This window comes from Kitasatospora sp. NPDC022785 (assembly GCF_055561295.1).
In genome coordinates this window covers 136,629-156,542 of the sequence record NZ_JBVHHB010000006.1, presented here as the reverse complement: position 1 = coordinate 156,542, position 19,914 = coordinate 136,629, and the positions used below count along the sequence as shown (strand labels likewise).

The window sequence follows — 19,914 nt, the reverse complement described above, 5'->3', positions numbered from 1 at the left end:
GGTCCGTTTGGTTCGTACCGGGCCTTCACCTGGGCATCTCCGATGCTCAATGCTGCGCAGATCTTGGGGATTTGAAGTGGATACCTTCCTCGCGCGCACGGCCCAGCGCAGGCACGCGAACTAGGAGGAACCATGGCGGACCAACGGCTCACAGTGTCGAGACGAGCCCTCTTGAGGGCGGCTGCCGGCATCACGGCGGGCACCGCGGGGGTGGGACTGCTGACCGCCTGCGGATCGGACGCCAAGGCCCCGGCCGCGGACGCCACGGCGCCGCCGAGCCCCAAGCGCGGCGGCAAGCTGCGCGCCGCCTTCATCGGCGGCAGCAACGAGACCGCGAACGTGCTGAAGGCCGCCAACACCCCGATCGACTACGTGCGGGCGCGGGCGATCTACGACGAGCTCTGCGTCGTCGACGCCGAGGGCAAGATCGAGATGCAGCTCGCCGAGAGCATGACGCCCAACGCCGACGGCACCGAGTGGACGCTGCGCGTGCGCAGCGGCGTCAAGTTCACCGACGGCCGCAAGCTCACCATCGAGGACGTCCTCTTCACGCTCCAGACCTACGTCGACACCAAGGCCAACCAGGCGCCCCTGCTGGCCGACGTCGACCTCGCCAAGACTCGGCGCAAGGACGAGCTCACCGCCGTCCTGGTGATGAAGCGCCCGCACGGCTTCCTCGACCAGGTGTTCACGCAGGGCATCTTCGTCGTCCCGGCCGGGACGACCGACTTCTCGGCTGTTCCCGGCAGCGGTCCCTTCATCCTGCAGCAGCACAAGGTCGGCCAGGGCGCCACGCTCAAGCGCAACCCCGACTACTGGGGCAGCGCCGGCCCCTACCTCGACGAGCTCGAACTCGTCTCCATCGCCGACGGCGCGGCCCGGCTCAACGCGCTCAAGGCCGGCCAGGTCGACTACGCGGCGAGCATCTCGCTGGTCGCGGGCAAGGCCGAACGCGCCAACACCGCCCTGCAGTTGCTCACCCCGCCCAAGTGGGAGTGGCCCAACTTCGGTGCGATGCTCAAGCGAAGCCAGGACCCGTTCACCGACGCGCGGGTGGCGCAGGCGCTCAAGTACGGGGTGGACCGCGACCAGATGGTCGAGCGGGTCACGCTCGGCTTCGGCGAGGTGGGCAACGACCTCTTCGGCAAGTACCTGCCGGACTACGCGCAGGACCTCCCGCAGCGCCAGTACGACCCGGAGCGCGCCAAGAAGCTGCTCAAGGACGCCGGCGTGGACAACCTCTCGCTGACCATCCGCACCAGCGACTACGAGTACGGGCTGGCCGAGGGCGCCGCGGTGCTGGCCGAGCAGGCGAAGAAGGCCGGGATCACCATCGGCCTCGACAAGGTGCCGGCCGGCGACTTCTTCGCCGACCCGAAGGTCTTCATCGGCGCCAAGTTCCAGTCCGCCAACCGCAAGCCGCGACCGCTGCCGCTGGACGTGCTGTTCTTCTACGGCTCCGACGCCCTGCTGCCCTTCACCGGCGTCGCCGGCCCGAAGGCGGACGACCTGGTCACCAAGGTCCGCTCGGCGGTCACCGAGGAGCAGCGCAAGACCGCGCTGGCCGACATCCAGCACTACCTCCACGAGGAGGGCGGCGACCTCGTCTGGGCGAAGGCGCCGGTCCTGGCCGCCGCCACCCCGCAGGTGCACGGCGTCAAGTCGCTGGGCTACCCGACGTTCCCGAGCTTCCGAGACGCATACCTGGCATGACCGACACCGCTCTCAAGGCCCCGGCGACCCCCGGCACCGGCCGGGGGTCGCTGAGGTCCCTCCTGCTCCGGCGGCTGTTCACCGGTGTCCTGGTGCTGCTCGCCGTCTCGGCGATCGTCTTCGTCGCCACCGACGCGGCTCCCGGTGACGCGGCCGCCGCCTCCCTGGGGCCGGACGCGGACCCGGCCCAGGTGGCCGCCCGCCGCGCCGAACTCGGCCTGGACCGGCCCGCGCTGGTGCGCTACGGCGACTGGCTGCTGACCGTCCTGCACGGCGACCTCGGCACCTCCTACGTGTCCGGCAGCCCGGTCGCGGACGTGGTCGGGGACCGGGCCGGCAACTCGCTGGTCCTCGCCGGGGTGACGCTCGCCCTGCTGGTGCCGCTCGCCGTCGGCCTGGGCGTCTGGGCCGGGCTGCGCTCCGGCGGCCTCGCCGACCGGCTGATCTCGGCGGCCACCCTGACCCTGCTGGCGGTGCCCGAGTTCGTGATGGGCAGCGTCCTGGTGCTGGTCCTCGCCGTCGAACTGGACCTGTTGCCGGCGGTCTCGCTGATCAGGCCCGGCCAGGGGCTGCTGAGCAGACCCGAGGTCCTGGTCCTGCCGGTGGCCACCCTGCTGGCCGGCTGCCTGGCGCACAACGCCCGGCTGGTGCGCAGCGGGGTGGTGGAGGTGGCCGGAGGCGACGCCGTCGCCACCGCACGGCTCAACGGCGTGCCCGAGCACCGGGTGGTGCTGCGCTACGTCCTGCCCGCCGCCATCCCGCCGGTGATCCCGCTGCTGGCGCGCTACCTGTCGCTGCTGGTCGGCGGGGCGCTGGTGGCCGAGACGCTGTTCGGCTTCCCGGGGATCGCGTCCGTCCTGATCCAGGCGTCGGCGGGGCGTGACGTGCCGACCGTGCAGGCCGTCGCCCTGCTGATCGCGCTGGTGACGGTGGTGGCGAACCTGCTCGGCGACGTGCTCGGCATGGCGCTCGACCATTCGAGGAGGATCGTGCTGTGACCCTCGCTTCCACCCCGGTCACCGAACCACCGGCGCCCGTCGCGCCCGCCCCGGGCCCGACCGGGCCGGCCCGGCGGCGGCCGGTCGCGGCGGTGGTGCTCGCCGTGCTGGTGCTGCTGACCCTCTGCGGCCCGTGGCTGGCGCCCAAGGACCCGCGGGTCGGTGTCGGCATGCCGTTCGCCCCGAGCAGCGCCGACGCCCCGCTCGGCACCGACCACCTGGGCGCGGACGTCCTCAGCCGGGTGCTCTCCGGCGGGCGCACGCTCATCCTGCTCTCCGTCGCCGTGCTGCTGGTCGCCTACCTCGTCGGGGTGGCGGCCGGCATGCTCGCGGCCTACCGCGGCGGCCTGACCGCGACCCTCGTGATGCGGGGCGCCGACGTCCTGATGGGCCTTCCGCCGCTGGTGCTGATCGCGGTCATCGCGACCGGCACCGGGCCCGGACTGGTCGGCGTCGCCATCGCGGTGGTCGCGGTGATGGTGCCGGACATCACCCGTATCGTCCGGGCCGCCACCACCCAGGCCCTGGCCCACGACTACGTCGAAGTGGCCCTGGCCCGTGGTGAGTCGACGCCCTCGATCCTGGCCCGGGAGGTGTTCCCCAACCTGGTCCGCACCCTGGCCGCCGACGCCAGCGTCCGCTTCGCCGGCACCGCCTACGCGGTCGCGACCGCCGGCTTCCTCGGTCTGGGCGCCCAGCCGCCCACCCCCGACTGGGGGCTGATGATCATGGAGAACCAGGGCGGCCTCACCCTCCAGCCGCTGGCCGTGCTGGCCCCGGCGGCCCTGCTGCTCGCCCTGCTGCTGACGGTGGGCCGCCTCGCCGACACCCTCGGCCCGGCCGACACCGCGCGCCGCCGGCGAGCCGGCCGGGGCCCGCGGCGGCCGCGCCCGGCGGGCCCTGCGGCCGGCCCGCGCGCCGTGGCGCTGCCCGGACCGGGCGCGGCACCGGACGGTGCGGGTGTGGCGCCGGACGGTGCGGCGACCGTGCGGGGCCTGCGTCTGGAGGCCACCGCCACCGGACGCGAGACCGTCCACGGCGTCGACCTCACCGTCCCCGCCGCCACCGTCGTCGCGCTCATCGGCGACTCCGGCAGCGGCAAGACCAGCACCGCACTCGCCCTGCTCGGCCACACCAATCCGGGCCTGGAACGCACCGCCGGCACCACCCGGCTCTTCGGCACCACCCTGGACGGCCTGAGCCGGCGCGAACTCTCCCGCCTGCGGGCCCGCAGCGTCGCCTACGTCGCCCAGGACCCGCGCACCGCACTGCCGCCCAACCTCAAGGTCGCCGACCAGATCGGCGAGCAGCTGCGCACCCTGGACGTCCCGCCCGCCGAGCGGCTGGAACGCGCCAGGGCCGCGCTGCGCGCCCTCGGCCTGCCCGACGACCCGGCGTTCCTGGCCCGCCGGCCGCACCAGCTGTCCGGCGGCCAGCTCCAGCGGCTGTCGATCGCCGTCGCCCTGGCCCGCGAGCCCCGGCTGCTGGTGCTGGACGAGCCGACCAGCGCCCTCGACCCGGAGAACACGGCCCGCCTGGTCATGGAGGTGGTCGCCCTGTGCCGCAAGAAGGACACCGCCGTCCTGCTCGTCTCCCACGACCTCGACGCGGTCGCCCAGGCCGCGGACACCGTCGTGGTGATGGGCGGCGGGCGGATCCTGCGCTCCGGCCCGCCCGACGCCGCACTGGCCGCCGAGCCCGAACCGGCCGCCACGGCGGCCGTGGCGGCCGCGCCGCCGGGCGCCCCGCCCACGGCGGAGGCGGACCCTGCCGCGCCGCTCTCCGTCGCAGGGCTGCGGGTCGAGCGCCCCGGCGCCGGACGGATCCTGGCCGACGCCTCGCTGAGCGTCCCGGCCGGCGGCCGGCTCTGCATCGTGGGCGCCTCGGGCAGCGGCAAGAGCACCCTGCTGCGGGCGATCACCGGGCTGGTGACACCGGCGGCCGGCGAAGTGCGCCTGGCCGGCCACGTCCTGGCCAAGGAGGTGGGCGGCCGCACCCCGCTCCAACGCCGGCTGCTCCAGCTCGTCCCGCAGAACCCGTACGACTCGCTGAACCCCCGTCACAGCGTGGCGGGGATCGTCGGCCGCCCGCTGCGCCAGTTCGCCCTGGTGCCGCCCGATCAGGTCCGGGCGCGGACCCTGGCCCTGGTCGAGCGGGTCGGCCTGGGCGCCGGGCACCTGGACCGCAGGCCGGCCGCACTGTCCGGCGGTGAGCGCCAGCGCGTGGCTCTGGCAAGGGCGTTGGCGGCAAGCCCGGAGGTCCTGCTGTGTGACGAGATCACCAGCGCGCTCGACCGGACGACCGCACTGGCGGTCCTCGAGCTGCTCGACGAGCTGTGCCGGGACCTCGGGGTGGCGCTGGTGGTGGTCACGCACGACCGCCTGGTCGTGGAGCGGATCGGCGGGAGCCTCGCGCAGGTGGCCGACGGCCGGCTGCGCCACCTTTCGGGGGCGGGGCCGCTCTGACGGCCCGGGGGAGCGGTCCCGCCCGGAGCTGCCCGGGCCGGGCGGGACCGTTTTCCGGGGCGCCTAGACGGACGCGTCGCTGAGGCCGAGGCGCGCTTCGATGTACTCGGCGAGGTTGGCCTCGTTGCGGATGGTGATCCAGCCGCGGCTGGACTCGAGGAGCCCGGCCTCGCGGAATCTCTTCAGGAAATATCCCACCCTCGACCGTGTGGTCCCGACCATTTCGGCGAGTTCTTCCTGGGTGAGCCTCGCGGCGATCTTGAGCCCGCGCTGGTGGCTCTGCCCGAAGCGGTGGGAGAGCTGGAGGAGCCGGGCGGCGAGCCGTAATTCGCTTTCCAGGGTGACCAGGTCGACAATGACCCGCTGGCGTTCCGAGAGCCGCCCGGCCAGGTGCTCGGCAAATTCTTCGAGGAGGCCGCCGCCGGCGAGAATCTTGAAGAATTTGCTGTAGGGAATTCTGGTCAGCTCGGTGTCCGCCATGGCGACCGCCGTCTCGACGCGGCCGAGCTGCGTCATGCAGAGCTCACCGAAGATGTCTCCGGCGATGTAGAGGTCGAGCAGACATCGCTTCCCGGTCGAGGTCACGATCACGGTTTTGACCTGCCCGGATTTCACGAGGTAGAGACTCTGGTCGCTCTCGGCGCAGTTGTAGATGTGGCCGCCTCGGGTGATGGTCACCGTCGGCAGGGTGTGCTCGATCGACTGGAGAGAGCCGACAACCCGGTCGGTGAACTTCGTCGGGGTGATGGCTGGCTTGGGAAAGCTCATGTGGCATCGGGGGACCGCCTGAGCATCGAAGACGTGGACTTTAATGCCAGGCCCCCCCTACCCCCCTCCGCTTTACGGAAATGTCCAACAATAAATACCGAACATGCGGTCGAGCTGTCAAGACGGGCTATAGCACGGGCAAACTGACAATCTGTCGCAGTAGGCCGGCGGGAGCCCTCCCCGAGTTCTCGCACGGCTTTATCGGCGCAGGTCCGAATCGGGGGAGCGGGGGGACGAAGGCCGTCCCGAGTTCACCCGTAATCATTCGAACCAGTCCCCGGAGGGAGTGGGAGGATTAATCGCTGATTTCCTCCAGCCGGTTTATTGATCTTGTCGCCACAGTGCCGTGCCGACCCCCGCCGGATCCGCCGATGCCCCGCGCCCCGGCCCGCCGCCGATCACTCCGGGCCCGGGCCATTCACCGCCGGCCCGCCAGGCGACGCGTCCGATCTTCCATGCGCGTACGCTCCCACAGGATCCTGAACCGGAGCATAACGCGCACGATTGGTCGAGCATGGTCGAACCAGAATTAACCTCCGATCAATTCGAGCCAATCCTGCCGGACGGTGTGCCCGTCGCCGCGCGTTGGCCGGGTGGGTCACCGGCGTTGGTGCGTACCGGGGGTATGGCCGAACGTCCGGCGGAAGACGTCGATGAAGGCGCTGGCCGAGGACCACCCGCACCGGTGGGCCACCGCCGTGACCGGGACGTTCTCGGCGAGCAGGACGAGGGCACGGTAGAGCCGCAGTTGGGTGCGCCACTGGGGGAAGGTCATGCCCAGCTCGTCGGTGCAGAGCCGGGACAGGGTGCGGTCGCTCGCGCCGACCTCCCGGCCCAGGGCGACGAGGGTGCGCCGGTCGGCGGGGTCGGTGCGCAGGATCTCGTAGAGATCCTTGAGCCGGGGGTCGGCCGGGGCCGGCAGGTGGACGGGCCGCTGCGGTGAGGCCGCCACCTGGTCGAGGAGGACGGCCCGCAGTCGCCGTCGTCGGGGGCTGTCGTCGTCCGGGGCGCGGGTGTATTCGACGATCAGCTCCCGCAGGAGGGGGCTCACGATGAGCGCGGTCGGCGTCTCCAGGCCCAGCGGGTTGTCGGTCGCGGGCAGGCCCACCAGGTGCAGGTCGAGCGTGCCGTGGGCGTGGTGGGCGTGCACGGTCCGGGCCGGGATCCAGACGGCGTGGGTCGCCGGGGCGATCCAGGTCCCGAGACCGGTGGTGACGGCCAGCACTCCGCGGGCGGCGTAGACGATCTGGTGATCGTTGTGGCGGTGGGCGTCGATGCCCGTACCGGAGGGCAGCAGCTGGGCCCTGGTCGGCGCGACGGGGGTGTGGCGGATTTCCGGCATCAGTCGGCAGGATATCGGAAGCACGACAGACCGGTGGACGGCGACGATGGCGCAATGCCGAAGAACAGGGCCATCGTTGTCCTCTCCGCCGGCCATGCCTGCGTCGACGTCTACCAGGGGGCCGTGGCCGCGCTCGTCCCGTTCTTCGTCGCCGAACGCGCCTACAGCTACGCCGCGGCCTCGGGCATCGTGCTCGCCGCCTCGGTGGTGTCCGCGGTGGCGCAGCCGCTGTTCGGAGCGCTCACCGACCGGTACGCGCTGCCCTGGCTGCTGCCGGTGAGCACGGTCGTCGGCGGTCTGGGCATCGCGTCGTGCGGGCTCGGCGGCTCGTACGCCGCGACGATCGCCGCCGTGGCCGTCTCGGGGGTCGGCATCGCGGCCTACCATCCCGAGTCGGCCCGCGTCGCGCGTCTGGCCGGGCGGGGCAGCCATTCCGCGATGGGCTGGTTCTCGCTGGGCGGCAACGTCGGATTCGCTCTCGCGCCGGTCCTGGTGGCCGCCGTCGTCGGGGCGGGAGGCCTGGGGCACTCACCGCTGCTCGTCGTGCCCGCCGTTGCCGGCGCCGTGCTGTGCCTGGTGTTCCTACGCGGGGCGCAGGGGCAGCGGACGACGCGGGGTGCGCCCGGCGCCGCCGTGGCGCCCGCGGGCGCGGGGGACACGGCATCGTTCGTGAGGCTGGCGGTGGCGGTGGTCTGCCGGTCGGTGGTCTTCACCGGGCTGTCCACCTTCATCGCGTTCTACGCGCGGGAGCGGGCGGGAGGCGGCACGGCCACGGGCGCCGGCGCGTTGTTCGTGCTCTACCTCGGCGGCGCGGCCGGAACCGTCCTGGGCGGCAGGCTGGCCGAGCGCCGGGACCGGGTCACCGTGGCGCGCTGGTCCTACGCCGCCGCCGTCGTCACCGTGGCCGGCCTCGTCCTGGCCGCCGGCCCGGCCGTCCACCTCTTCGTGGCGCTGACCTCGGCCGCCCTGTACGTCCCGTTCTCGTTGCAGGTCACGCTGGCCCAGGACTACCTGCCCTCCCGCGTCGGCACCGCCGGCGGCGTCACCCTGGGCCTGGGCGTCGGCATCGGCGGTCTGGCCGGTCCGCTGATCGGACGGCTCGCCGACGCGACGTCCCTGCAGACCGCGCTGGCGCCGCTGGTCCTGATGCCCGCCCTGAGCTGGCTGCTGTTCCGCACCCTCGCGGAGCCGGCCGCACCCGGGAGCCCTGCCCCGGCGCCGGAACAGGCCCGGGAGACGGCGGAGACGTGACGGACGGGCCCGGTCCTGCCGTGCGGCCGCGGTGCCCGCGGCGGCGCCGCGGCCGCCGTCAATCCGGGCTCCCGGCTGGCTGATCGCCCAGCCGGCGCGCCGGGGCGCCGTGCGGATCACCAGTGGTCTACCCGGGTGTAGCTGTCGAGGATGTGCAGCGCTCCTCCCAGACGATGCCTCAACGGACAACGCCGCCGGACACTTCGCGGCCGCGTCGGATTCCAGAAAGAGCGATCCAGATGAAGAAGAAGTCGTGTCTGCGCCGGCTCACCGGCCGGGGCGTGGCCGCCGCGGCCGTCCTGGCCGTGCTGGTGCCGGGAATCGCCCACGCCAACACGGTGGGCGTCACCGTGAAGACGCCCGGGGCCACCGCGGGGCCGGGGGCCGCGTTCTCCGAGATCTCCACCCACGCGGACTGCTCCGGCGGCCTGATCTCCGGCGGCGGGATCAGCCAGGCCATCGGCACGGGCACCTCGTCGAACGGCAACAAGGTGAACGGGACGGCTCCGAGCCCCGACGGCAGCACCGAGTACACCGGCTCGACCGGGGTCGTGGGCACCGACGTCACGCATTGGCTCGGCATCGGGGGCAGCGGCGGCGCGGTCAACGCCGACTTCTCCTCCACCCCGTTCGCGGTGTGCTTCGCCAGCAACCTGATCAACCACACCCAGGTCGTCATGAACAAGACCGCGGGCCCCACCGGCAGCGGAACGGTGGGCCTGGTCGTGGCGACCTGTCCGGCCAACACCCGCCTGCTCGGCGGCGGCGCCAGGATCACGCCGGCCGGTGTCGGCAGCCTCAAGCCGATCGCGAGCTTCCCGACCTTCGGCAACGCGGCCCACGACTACGGCCAGAAGGCCGCGGCCGACGGCGAGACCAACCCGGACTCCTGGGCGGCGGTCGGCTGGAACGGCGGCGGCGGGAACAACAACACCACCACCTACGCGTACGCCATCTGCAGCGGGAACGGCATCGGCGTCAGCGGCGCGACCGTGACGGTCCGTCACAGCGAGGTGAGCGGCCCGACGGCGGCCACCGCCGGCCAGTCCGTGACGGTCGGCTGCGGCGGCAACGACGGGAAGCTCGTCAGCGGCGGAGCCGCCGTGAGCGGGGGCAGCGTGACGACCACGGACTTCACCGGACCGGGATCCGTCGGCGACCACCTCAACGGAAGCTTCCCCAGCACCTCCGGCGGCACCCCCGTGGGCGACGGGACGACCACCGCCGCGTACTGGACGGCCGTCACCCACACCGGCGGTGTCAGCTCGCCGAACACCTACTCCGACGCGTGGGCGCTCTGCGCCGACGACGGCATCTGAGACCTCCCGCACCACGACAACGGAGGTGCGGCCCGCCGTCCGCCGGGCCGCACCTCCGGCGCGCACCCTCCCACCCTCGGCCCGCGCGGGCCGGAGAGGCACAGACACTTCATGAACCGTCACCCGAACTCCCTCCCGGTCGCCACCACGGCCGGAACCGGGGCCCAGGCCGGCACCCGGATCCGGACCCTCGCACTGGCCGGCGCGACCGGCCTGCTGGCCACCGTCCTGGCACCCGTCGCCGTGGCCGCCGAGCCTGCCGCGCCCGCGGCCTGCGGCAGCCACGGCGTCTTCACCGCGTCCTCGCCCGCGTGCACCTACGCCGACCCGGGCACCGACACCTTCACCGTCCCCGCCGGGGTCGTCGAGGTCGGTGTCGAACTGTTCGGAGCCGAGGGCGGCAGCGCGGCCGGCCACGTGGACCCCAACCCGCCGAACACCGGGGCACCCGGCGGGCTCGGCGGCCGGACCAGCGCGACGCTGGCCGTCACCGCCGGCCAACGACTGCAGATCACCGTCGGGGCGGCCGGGATCCCCGGCTCCTCCCGGCACGGCGAGTACGCCCGGCCCGGCGGCTTCGGACACGGCTCCGGCGGCGGCGGCGCCCACGGCGGCGGCGGCTCCGGCGGCGGTGCCACCGACGTGCGGGCCGGCTCCTTCGGCGCCGCGGACCGGGTGCTGGTGGCGGGCGGCGGAGGCGGGGCCGGCAACGGTGGCCCGCTGCTGCACGGCGGCGCCGGCGGCGGCCTCACCGGCGAGCCCGGCGGCCAGGGCGGCGGTCCGGACGGGTCCGGCGTCGCCGGCGGCGGCGGCAGCCAGTCCGCTCCCGGGACCGGCACCCCCAACTCCGCGCTGGGCGGCCCCGGCACGGCCGGCGGCGACACCGACCCCAACACCGGCCTGGCCAACCCGGGCAGCGGCGGCCCCGGCGGCAACGGCGCGCGAGGCGGCAACGGGGGCGGTGGCGGGGGCGGCGGCTACTTCGGGGGCGCCGGCGGCTCCGGCGGCGGAAACCCGGGCAACCTCTACGGCGCGGGCGGTGGCGGCGGCAGCGGTTTCGCGGCACCGGGCGCAGCCGACGTCTCGCTCACCCCGGGCGTCAACCACGGCAACGGCAGGGCGGTCGTCTCGTTCCGGTACGGGGCGTCCGTCTCGCTCACCACGGACACCGCGACGCCCCTCTTCGGACACCCCGTCACCCTCACCGCCGCCGTCCTCCCGGCGGACCAGGAGGACGGCACCCCGACCGGAACGGTCACCTTCCGCGACGGAGGAACGGTGCTCACCACCGTCCCGCTGGCCGCCGGCCGCGCCGCCTACACCACCGGCGCCCTGCGGCCCGGCGCGCACAGCATCACCGCCGACTACAGCGGATCCTCCGCCTTCGTGCCGCGCGGCACCACGGCCCCGGCCGCGCTCACGGTCGGCTTCACCCGCCCCTGCCTGACGACGGCACACCACGGTCCCCTGGTGGTGGCGGCCGGCGAGTCGGTCTGCATCGGGCCCGGCGGCCGGCAGCAGGGGCCGCTCGCGGTGCAGCCGGGCGGGGCGCTGGCCGTCTCGGGCGCGGAGGTCAACGGTCCGGTGGCCGCCACCGGCGCCCTGGCCGTCGAGATCTGCGGCTCCACCGTCAACGGCCCGCTCGCCGTGACGGGATCCACCGGCAGCGTGCTGCTGGGCACCGGTCAGGACGGCTCGGCAGCCTGCGCCGCCAACCGGCTGAGGGGCCCGGTGGCGACCGGTACCGGGCCGGATCGTCCGGGGCCGGCGCAGGCCGGCTGAGCCGGGCCGGCCGGGCCGGCGGCCCGGGTGGTACGGGTGGTACGGGTAGTACGGGGGAGTGTGCGGGTGCGGGCCGGCCGGAGTGTGTTCTCCGGCCGGCCCGTCCACGAGCCGGTCGGTGTTCATGAACTGCTCGGCTCCCTGCGGCACGGCGACGGGACATGGGCGATCACTCCTTTCCGGCGCGGGACGGGTGCGGGCGGTGTGGCGAGGACGCGGTGTCAGGGCTGGCCGATCTGCGCGGCGGCCTCCTCCAGGTCGGTGACGGTCCCCGACATGATCGTCCGTACATGCCTGGTGATGTGCTCCACGGGCCAGTCCCACCACGCCACGGCGAGGAGCCGGGCGATGTCCGCAGCGTCGTAGCGGGTGCGGATGAGCCGGGCGGGGTTGCCGCCGACGACGCCGCAGTCGGGGACGTCGCCGGTGACCACGGCGCCGGCGGCGATGATCGCGCCGTGCCCGATGCGTACACCGGGCATGACCGTAGCGCCGTGGCCGAACCACACGTCGTTGCCGACGACCGTGTCGCCTCGGCCGGGCAGGTCGGTAATCAGGTCGAAGTGCTCCGCCCAGGAGCCCCCCATGGTGGGGAACGGAAAGGTGGAAGGACCGTCCATGCGGTGGTTGGCGCCGTTCATGATGAACCGGGTGCCAGTCCCCAGCGCACAGTAACGGCCGATGACAAGCCGCTCGGGACCGTAGTGGTACAGGACGTTGCGCGTCTCGAACGCCGTCGGGTCGTCCGGATCGTCGTAGTAGGTGAAGTCACCGACCTCGACCAGCGGCGACTTCACCAGCTGCTTGAGCAGAACCACGCGCGGGTGCTCGGGCATCGGGTGGAGCACGGTGGGGTCAGCGGGAACGGGCTGCATCGTGGAAGCGGTTCCTCTCTCCTGGGGGTGTGACCCGGGTGCGGCAGAAACGGGCCATGAGATGATCTTGGTCTAGTTCGGGCGGTTCGCGGATGCCCGGTTCAAGGTGGTGACCGCATCCGGACCGGTGGAACGTTGCGGCGCCGGGGAGCCTTCCGCGGGCTTGGACCTCGCCAGCCACAGGCCGGTGAACACGGCGGTGGCCAGAGTTACGGTGCCGGCAGCGAGGAAGGCGCTGTTGAGGCCGGTCTCGAAGGAGGCGCCGCCGGATTGCCGGGTGCGGACGACGGCTCCGAGTACCGCCACGCCGAGCACCGCGCCGATCTGCCGGGTGGTGCTGCTGATGCCTGATGCGAGGCCGCCTTCCTGTGGGCTGACTGCTTGGATGGCGGCTCCCGTCAGTGGGGACAGGGCCAGGGCGAAGCCGATGCCGGCGAGTCCCAGCCGCCACCACACGTTCCCGTAGCCGGTGTCGGCGTGCACCATGCCGAGCGCCTGCAGTCCCAGGCCGGCCAGGGCCAGGCCGGTGGTGACCACGATTCGGAAGCCGTACCGGGCGGCGAGCCGACCCGCGTACGGGCTGACGATCACCATGGCGAGCGATACCGGCAGGGTCTGCAGGCCGGCGCGCAGGATCGAGCTGCCCTGGACGTACACGAAGAACTGGGAGAAGAAGAACGACGAGCCCATGAGCGCGAACCCCACCACGACCATGGCGGTGTTGGACGTGGTGAACAGGCGCTCCCGGAACAGCCTCAGCGGCAGCATCGGTGCGGAGCGACGCGCTTCGACGGCGACGAAGGCGGCGAGGAGGATCACCGCGGCTGTGAAGCTGCCCAGGATCGCGGGCGACGTCCAGCCGCGGGCGCCACCCTCGATCAGCCCGTAGGTCAGTGCCCCCACTCCCAGGACGGACAGCACCGTCCCCGGGATGTCGATCGCGGGGGCGCTCGGATTGCGGGTCTCTTCGAGGCCGCGCAGGCCGACCAGTAGAAGGACCACGCCGATGGGCAGATTGACCAGGAAGATGGCGGGCCAGCCGAAGGCGTCTGTCAGCACTCCGCCGGCCACGGGGCCTGCGGCCAGACCGATTCCGCTGAATCCGGCCCACAGCCCGATCGCCTTGATTCGTTCTTGCGGCGCGGGATGGGCGGCGGCGAGCAGGGCGAGCGAGGCGGGGCTGAGCGCCGCGGCCCCGATGCCCTGCAGCACCCGGCCGGCGACCAGCCAGCCGAGCGAGGGTGCGAGGCTGCACAGCACCGACGCGGCGGTGAACGCCGCCACGCCGGTCAGGTACACGCGCTTGCGGCCGAACCGGTCGGCGAATACGCCGCCGGACATCAGCAGCATGGCGACCAGCAGTACGTACGCGTCGACGATCCATTGCAGACCGGTCAGCTGAGTGTGCAGCCGGTGCTGCATATCGGGCAGCGCCGCTCCGACGATCGTGTTGTCGAGCAGGACCATGAATTGCCCCAGGCAGGTCACCGTGAGCAGCACGGCCCGGTTTGGTCGACGGCCTACGGCTGCAGGCGATGTAGCCATGGGGATTCCTCTCGGTCGTTGGTTGCGCCCCGCCGTGGTCGACGCGGGTGGCGATGCACCTGAGCGCTCTAAAGCAGTCAGCGACTGCGTTAGGTGACTGTAAGGGGGGTGCCTCACAAACGCAAGCGATGACTGCGTTAAGATGGGGGCATGAACGAGCGACAGCGAGCCCGGCGGCCCGGCGGGCGCAGCGCCCGCGTCGGCGCGGAGGTGCACCAGGCCGTCACCGACCTGATCAGTGAGCGCGGCTACGGCAACTTCACCGTCGGCGAGGTCGCAGCCCGCGCGGGCGTAGCCGACAGCAGCATCTACCGCCGGTGGGGCAGCCTGGAAACCCTGCTCACCGACGTGGCACTCAACCGCCTCAACGCGCAGTCGCCGATGCCCGACACCGGGAGCCTGGCCGGCGACCTGCGCACTTACGCGGCCAACGTGGCCCGCGAGATCACCGGACCCGACGGTCTGGCGGTGGTGCGTCTGGCCGTCGCCTTGTCGAGCAACGGTCAGCAGGGCCTGAAGGCCGGTGACGACCTCCGCGCCGAACGCATGCGACAACTGCAGTCCATGCTCGATCGCGCCCGCGACCGTGGCGAGGACGCACCCGACGCATTCGGCGTGCTGGACCACATCCTGGCCCCGATGTACATCCGCGTCTTGTTCGGCATGGAGCTCACCCCGGACTACGTCGACGGGCTGGTCGACCGAATGCTGTGACCTCACCCCGGTTCCCGGTCCCCGGGATCGGCCCTCGGGCGCGGTGCCAGGGCTCCGTACTCGCCGACACCCGTCCGGCCCGCTCAGGCATCCGGCTCTCGGTCGGCTCACACGGCCCGGCTGAATCCGCCGGTCGGCGGGCCGTCGCCGCGGACGGGGGTGAAGCCGGCGTCCAGCTGCGGTCGTAGCCGTCGGGTTGGTCGGCGAGCTCGTGGGTGGAGCATTCACCGAAGCGGCGGGTGTGCTCGGTCAGGTACGGCGAGACCAGCGCGAAGTCCTCCGGGTCGACCGTCTCCCCTTCGTCCTGCAACCGGCGGGGGACGCCGTTGCGCTGTCCGACATCCTCGGGCCTCCCGGGTCGAAGCCGGACGGGTGGGCGGCGCCCCACGGTGCTGTCCGCCGGGCGGACTCGAATCATTGCGGTTGTCATGGAGGCGGAGCATGGGGGCCGGGCACGCAACTTCCGGTCCGCGTTACGCCCGAAACCCGTTCACCACCCCCACTCAACCGCCGTCGTGCCGTCGACGGGCCCCGCCCGGACGGCGGTGGGCGGCCCGACGACGGCACGTTTGCGGCTCAGCGCCGCAGCGGGCCTTCGCAGGTGTACTCGGCGCTGCCGGCCCGGCCGTCGGGCCAGACGTCGACCGTGCCGAACCAGCAGTTCATGTCGGCGAGGTTGTCGGCGGCGGTGCCGGCTCGGGAGAGGAGGTAGTAGTCGACGGTGGCGGCCATGTCCTTGCGGGTCTGGCCGGGGTCGGCCGGGGCCGCGAGGTTGGCGGTGATGCGGCCGGTGCACGTGAAGCGCATCTTGTTGTTCCAGTCGGCGTTGTCCTTGCAGACCGGGGTGTTCCCGGTGGCCCTGGCGAAGGAGGCCTGGACCTCGGAGCTCCAGGCGTAGTCCAGCGATCCGTTGGGGGTGTAGGAGGTGGCCGGGACGAACAGGGAGTCGGCGAGCGGGATCTCGGCGTCGAGGTAGGCGGTGTACTCGCGCTGGAGGGCGGCGTCGCGGCCGAGACGGTCGCGCCAGGCGTCGTACCCGGCACGGTCGTCGGCGCGCAGCAGGCGGTACATCTCGGCGAGTCGGTCGGGGTGCTTCTCGCCGAGCAGGTTGAAGAGCGTCGCCGCGTACGGGTAGGCGCGGAAGCCCTGCCCGCTCCAGGTGGCGTGGAGGATCTGGTCGACGGTCAGCCGGGCGGTGCCGGCCTGGTCGTCCCAGCCGACCTGGCGGACCATGTACTTGCGCGGCTTGACGCCGCCGTCGCGGGTGGAGCCGGCGAAGTACTCGGCGGTGCCCTCGTTCATCGCGAAGGTGGCGTCGCCCGGCCAGCGGGTGGTGTAGCCGGACTCGGGGATGGCCCACGGGGCGTTGAGGTAGTGGGTGTACTCGTGGCGGAAGAGCTCCTCCAGGCTGAAGTACGACTCGGCGGTGGTGCGCTGGTAGGTGTAGAAGGTGGACCGCTCCTCCAGGAACATGCCGCCCTTGTTGACGTCGCCGATCTTGAACAGGAGGTTCTGGAACGCCTGGTAGTTGGCCTTGGTGTCGTACAGCTGGACGTTCAGGACCGGGTGGTCGTCGCCCGCGAGCGGCTGGTCGGTGCCCAGCACCCGGAAGAACTGGCTCTTGACCTGTTTGGTCGCGTAGTAGAGCTGGTCGGCGGTGGCCCGGTCGAGGGCGGTGTGCACCACCAGGGAGCCGTTGTCGTAGCTGTAGGTGTTCGGGAAGAGCTGCTTCTCGATGTCGGCGCGGCAGACGCCGTACTGCTCGCAGAGGCCGAGGTCGTCGACCGGCCCGACGAGGTTGGCCCACGGCCGGCTCAGCCGGCCGAAGGCGGTGGCCGCCCGGACGAGCAGGTCACCGATGCGGGACTTCAACTCGGGCCGGAGGGAGTCGATCTGGGCGAAGCGCCCGTACTCCAGCATCGCGTCGGCGGCGGCCCACTCGCTCGCGGTGCCCTTGAGGTGGGTGTAGCCGGCGTAGGCCCGGAAGGCCTCGCGGTAGTCGGCGCTGGCTCGTCGACGGAACGTGGCGTGAGCAACTGACCGCCGACGCGGCCCAACTCATGCCGATCCCCGACGGGGTCGGTGACGAGGCGGCCTGCGCGCTCTTCGCCGGTGCCGGATTCAGCGCCGCCTACCTCGTGCTGACCCAGCTGATCGACTTCGCACCAGGACAGACGGTTCTGGCACCTGGCGTCGGCGGCTCCGTCGGCATGGGCACCGCGCAAGTGGCACGCGAACTCGGTGCCTCGCTGGTGATATCCACCGCGAGTCGTACCGACAAGGCCGTGCAGGCACGCGCCGCGGGCTACCAGCACGTCATCGACCTTTCCCGCGAGTCGCTACCCGAGGGCGTGGCGCGCCTCACCGAAGGCAGGGGTGTGGACGTGGTGGTTGACGGTGTCGCCGGCCCACTTCTGGGCCCCGCGATCGCGAGCCTCGCCCACGGCGGCAGCTATGTCGGTGTCGGATACTCCGGCGGTACCGAAGGAACGGTGAACATCACTGATCTGATCTGGAAGAACGCGAAGGCCTACGGCTACACCTTCACGATGTTCCCGCGCGACGTCGCTCGGGCCGCCAGGAAGACACTGCTGGAGTGGCTGCGCGACGGACGGCTCGACCCCGCCATCGCCCGCATATTCCCCTTGGAGCAAGCCGCCGAGGCGCAACGTCACCTGATCGAGGACCGCCCGTTCGGCCGAGTCCTGCTCGCCACCCACGAAAAGAGGCTCCGGTGACAGGGCGAACGGCACGGATGCACCCCCATAGGGCTTCAGCCGCCGACGCGCCGGAACTGGTCCGGTCGTGCGCTGTGGCGCGCGACAGTCCGGGTACCGATCCCGGCCCGCCCGAGGCGCCGCGGCGGTAGGTCGCCCAGGAACGGTTCGAACAGCGCATCGCCCGCCAGCGGGACTGGAGGTGCCTGGTCGTCGGCGGCGAACAGGTGCACTCGCCTGTCTGCTCGGAGGTCACATCAACCGGCAAGACCACTCGACGACGGGCCCGATCACACGTCACGCGGTCCGAGGCTGTCGTACGAGCACGCCGCTACGGAGCCGAATTGTCGACGATCTCGGCGATCTCCACGAACTCGATGACTGGCGCGACGCCGTACAGACCGGTCACTCGCTCGCGCAACTCCTCGGTGAAGAACTGATCCGCCTGCTCTTTCGAGTCCCAGACGTAGAAGTTGACCACCTGCTGCTGCTTCTCATCGAAGGTGAAGAACTTGAACCGCAAGCCCGGCATGCCTTCGAACATGCCCCGGGCGTTCTCGGCCACCTTGGTTATCCGTGAGCGATCGAAGTCGCCGGTGTAGGAGAAGGTGACGGTGGCGCCGATCATGGGAACTCCCCGTGTCGATGGGTGTGATCACCTTGCCTCACCTAGAGACGCTACGCCCCTGCTCTCCGGGCGGCCAGCTCGATCGGGTCTGTCGGGCCGACGTCACCGGTCACCCCGCACTGCCGGCGGGCCACGCCCACCGACGTGGTCTCCTTCTTCCGCGCCCGGGTGTCGGCCAGTACCGGCGAGGAGCGAGCGTCCCCGAGATACTCGGCGACATGCGCCCCGAGCTCGGACTCGGCCCTGAGTTCGGGCAGCGGCTCCTCGACATCCCAGGACGCCTCACCCGGGAAGGCTGGATCCGGTGCGGGGTCGCAAGGGGCGACGGCGACGAGCTCAGAGCAGCGAGTAGTCCTCGGACTGCCGGTCGATGAGCAGCGGGGTGATGCCGTCCAGGACGAGCTCACGATAGTGGTCGGTCTCCTGGTGCGCCGCGTGTGCGTCCCGGTTCTCGTACTCGGCGATGACGACTACGGACATGGCGTGATCCTTCGGGCGGCGGCGCCGGGGGCCGGCGCCTCGGGTGGTCCGGGCGGGTCGGACCGGGTGGGGCGGTCGTGCTGTGGCCGGGGCGTGCGGCCCGGCATCGCTGAACAGGGGGGCCGTGGGGGCGGCCCCCCCACGGCCGGTCGGATCAGGGGACGGTGACGATGATCTTTCCGCGGGTGTGCCCGTCGGCGTTCAGGCGCTGGGCGTCGGCGGCGCGCTCCAGCGGGAAGGTCGCGGCGACCTCGACGGTCAGCGCCCCGCTGTCGGCGAGCGCGGCGAGCGCGGTCAGGTCGGCGTGGTCCGGACGGACGAAGACGTAGCGCCCGCCGGCGGCCAGGACGGCGCCGTCGGCGATGGACGCCAGCCGCCCGCCGGGGGCCAGCAGGGCGGGGGAGGCCTGCAGCGCCTCGCCGCCGATCAGGTCGAGTACCGCGTCCACGCCCTCCGGGGCCAGCGCCCGGATGCGGTCGGCGAGGCCCTCGCCGTAGGTGACGGGCTCAGCGCCGAGCGTCCGCAGGTAGTCGTGGTTGCGCTCACTGGCGGTGCCGATCACCCGGGCGCCGAGGGCGCGGGCGATCTGGACGGCCAGCGAGCCGACGCCGCCGGCCGCGGCGTGCACCAGCACGGTCTCACCGGGCTTGATCTCGAGGGCGCCGGTCAGGGCCTGGTAGGCGGTGAGGCCGGCCAGGGGGAGGCCGGCGGCCTGCTCGAAGTCGAGGGCGGCGGGCTTGTGGGCCAGGGTGCGCACGGGGGCGGCGACGTACTCGGCGAAGGTGCCACGGCCGACCATGTCCTCGCGGACGTAGCCGATGACCTCGTCCCCGGGCGCGTACTCGGTGACGCCGACGCCGACCTGCTCGACCACGCCGGCGACGTCCCAGCCGGGGATGACGGGGAAGACGGCGTCGAGCACGCTGTCCAGGTAGCCGGCCTGGATCTTCCAGTCGACCGGGTTCACCGCGGCGGCCCGGACGCGGACCAGGACGGCGTCGGCGCCCAGCTTGGGCTCGGGGACGTCGCCGTACTCCAGGACGTCGGGGCTGCCGTAGCGCTGGTAGGTGATGGCCTTCATGGTGGTGCTCCCGGTGTTCCTGGACAAGAAGTTTTGACGTACTTGATGGTTGATGTCCTCAAGTAACAGATTCGACGGTAGGGCTCGATAATTGAATATGTCAAGTAATGTCCTCCGGGCCGACGCCGTGACCTGGATCACGGCCGATCCCGGGCCGACGCCGGGGCCGGTCCCTGGCCCGACCGGAGAACCCGGACCGGCTTGCACGGCGATGATCTCCACGACGTAGGTTGGGG

Annotated in this window: 16 protein-coding genes; 8 read left to right on the top strand and 8 right to left on the bottom strand. The window is 72.3% G+C overall.

Translation table 11 applies throughout. The features are described 5' to 3' along the window. The first annotated feature begins 132 nt into the window (after window positions 1-132). From ACZ3YO_RS12570 to ACZ3YO_RS12560, 3 genes are read left to right on the top strand one after another with little or no spacing between them, the layout of a single operon-like run. Window positions 133-1,713: an ABC transporter substrate-binding protein gene (locus tag ACZ3YO_RS12570; protein ID WP_465568462.1), complete on the top strand. Its 1,581-nt coding sequence runs from the start codon at window positions 133-135 to the stop codon at window positions 1,711-1,713. Continuing rightward, entirely contained in the window at window positions 1,710-2,711 is a 1,002-nt protein-coding gene (locus ACZ3YO_RS12565; RefSeq protein ID WP_465547382.1) for an ABC transporter permease, read from the top strand. Before ACZ3YO_RS12570 ends, ACZ3YO_RS12565 begins: the two co-directional genes overlap by 4 nt. Beyond that, window positions 2,708-5,176, top strand: coding sequence for an ABC transporter ATP-binding protein/permease (locus ACZ3YO_RS12560; RefSeq protein ID WP_465568458.1), 2,469 nt, complete (start codon window positions 2,708-2,710; stop codon window positions 5,174-5,176). Before ACZ3YO_RS12565 ends, ACZ3YO_RS12560 begins: the two co-directional genes overlap by 4 nt. Before the next feature lie 63 nt (window positions 5,177-5,239). Here ACZ3YO_RS12560 and ACZ3YO_RS12555 read toward each other — a convergent pair whose 3' ends face one another. Together ACZ3YO_RS12555 and ACZ3YO_RS12550 are read right to left on the bottom strand one after the other, a co-directional pair. Beyond that, window positions 5,240-5,944 (bottom strand): Crp/Fnr family transcriptional regulator, encoded by a 705-nt coding sequence (locus ACZ3YO_RS12555; RefSeq protein ID WP_465568455.1) that lies wholly within the window; start codon window positions 5,942-5,944, stop codon window positions 5,240-5,242. A 598-nt stretch (window positions 5,945-6,542) separates the two neighbouring features. Further along, a complete protein-coding gene (locus ACZ3YO_RS12550) occupies window positions 6,543-7,286 on the bottom strand; it encodes a helix-turn-helix transcriptional regulator (RefSeq protein ID WP_465568452.1) in 744 nt (247 codons plus the stop codon). Window positions 7,287-7,340: 54 nt separating this feature from the next. On the opposite strand from ACZ3YO_RS12550, the gene ACZ3YO_RS12545 reads away from it, so the two are divergent. The 3 genes from ACZ3YO_RS12545 (at window position 7,341) to ACZ3YO_RS12535 (ending at window position 11,638) form a co-directional block, all read left to right on the top strand. Further along, complete coding sequence (locus ACZ3YO_RS12545) at window positions 7,341-8,537, top strand: MFS transporter (protein ID WP_465568449.1); 1,197 nt, start codon at window positions 7,341-7,343, stop codon at window positions 8,535-8,537. 239 nt (window positions 8,538-8,776) lie between these two features. After that, window positions 8,777-9,856, top strand: a complete 1,080-nt coding sequence (locus ACZ3YO_RS12540) for a hypothetical protein (RefSeq protein ID WP_465568446.1) — start codon at window positions 8,777-8,779, stop codon at window positions 9,854-9,856. Between the two features lie 111 nt (window positions 9,857-9,967). After that, window positions 9,968-11,638: an Ig-like domain-containing protein gene (locus ACZ3YO_RS12535; protein ID WP_465568444.1), complete on the top strand. Its 1,671-nt coding sequence runs from the start codon at window positions 9,968-9,970 to the stop codon at window positions 11,636-11,638. Between the two features lie 221 nt (window positions 11,639-11,859). On the opposite strand, the gene ACZ3YO_RS12530 is transcribed toward ACZ3YO_RS12535, so the two are convergent. Further along, window positions 11,860-12,513: a CatB-related O-acetyltransferase gene (locus tag ACZ3YO_RS12530; protein ID WP_465568441.1), complete on the bottom strand. Its 654-nt coding sequence runs from the start codon at window positions 12,511-12,513 to the stop codon at window positions 11,860-11,862. A gap of 72 nt (window positions 12,514-12,585) precedes the next feature. After that, window positions 12,586-14,058 (bottom strand): MFS transporter, encoded by a 1,473-nt coding sequence (locus ACZ3YO_RS12525; RefSeq protein ID WP_465568438.1) that lies wholly within the window; start codon window positions 14,056-14,058, stop codon window positions 12,586-12,588. A gap of 150 nt (window positions 14,059-14,208) precedes the next feature. Here ACZ3YO_RS12525 and ACZ3YO_RS12520 point away from each other — a divergent pair, with 150 nt between their 5' ends. Further along, window positions 14,209-14,772: a TetR/AcrR family transcriptional regulator gene (locus ACZ3YO_RS12520; RefSeq protein WP_465568435.1), complete on the top strand. Its 564-nt coding sequence runs from the start codon at window positions 14,209-14,211 to the stop codon at window positions 14,770-14,772. A gap of 576 nt (window positions 14,773-15,348) precedes the next feature. On the opposite strand, the gene ACZ3YO_RS12515 is transcribed toward ACZ3YO_RS12520, so the two are convergent. Then, window positions 15,349-16,692: a collagenase gene (locus ACZ3YO_RS12515; RefSeq protein WP_465568432.1), complete on the bottom strand. Its 1,344-nt coding sequence runs from the start codon at window positions 16,690-16,692 to the stop codon at window positions 15,349-15,351. Window positions 16,693-16,832: 140 nt separating this feature from the next. On the opposite strand from ACZ3YO_RS12515, the gene ACZ3YO_RS12510 reads away from it, so the two are divergent. Continuing rightward, window positions 16,833-17,510 (top strand): quinone oxidoreductase family protein, encoded by a 678-nt coding sequence (locus ACZ3YO_RS12510; RefSeq protein ID WP_465568429.1) that lies wholly within the window; start codon window positions 16,833-16,835, stop codon window positions 17,508-17,510. A gap of 310 nt (window positions 17,511-17,820) precedes the next feature. Here the strand turns inward: ACZ3YO_RS12510 and ACZ3YO_RS12505 are convergent, their stop codons facing one another. From ACZ3YO_RS12505 to ACZ3YO_RS12495, 3 genes are all read right to left on the bottom strand, one after another. Next, window positions 17,821-18,117, bottom strand: coding sequence for a hypothetical protein (locus tag ACZ3YO_RS12505; RefSeq protein ID WP_465568426.1), 297 nt, complete (start codon window positions 18,115-18,117; stop codon window positions 17,821-17,823). A 336-nt stretch (window positions 18,118-18,453) separates the two neighbouring features. Beyond that, window positions 18,454-18,597: a hypothetical protein gene (locus ACZ3YO_RS12500; protein WP_465568423.1), complete on the bottom strand. Its 144-nt coding sequence runs from the start codon at window positions 18,595-18,597 to the stop codon at window positions 18,454-18,456. Between the two features lie 154 nt (window positions 18,598-18,751). Next, window positions 18,752-19,678: an NADP-dependent oxidoreductase gene (locus tag ACZ3YO_RS12495; protein WP_465568420.1), complete on the bottom strand. Its 927-nt coding sequence runs from the start codon at window positions 19,676-19,678 to the stop codon at window positions 18,752-18,754. Window positions 19,679-19,914: the final 236 nt, after the last annotated feature.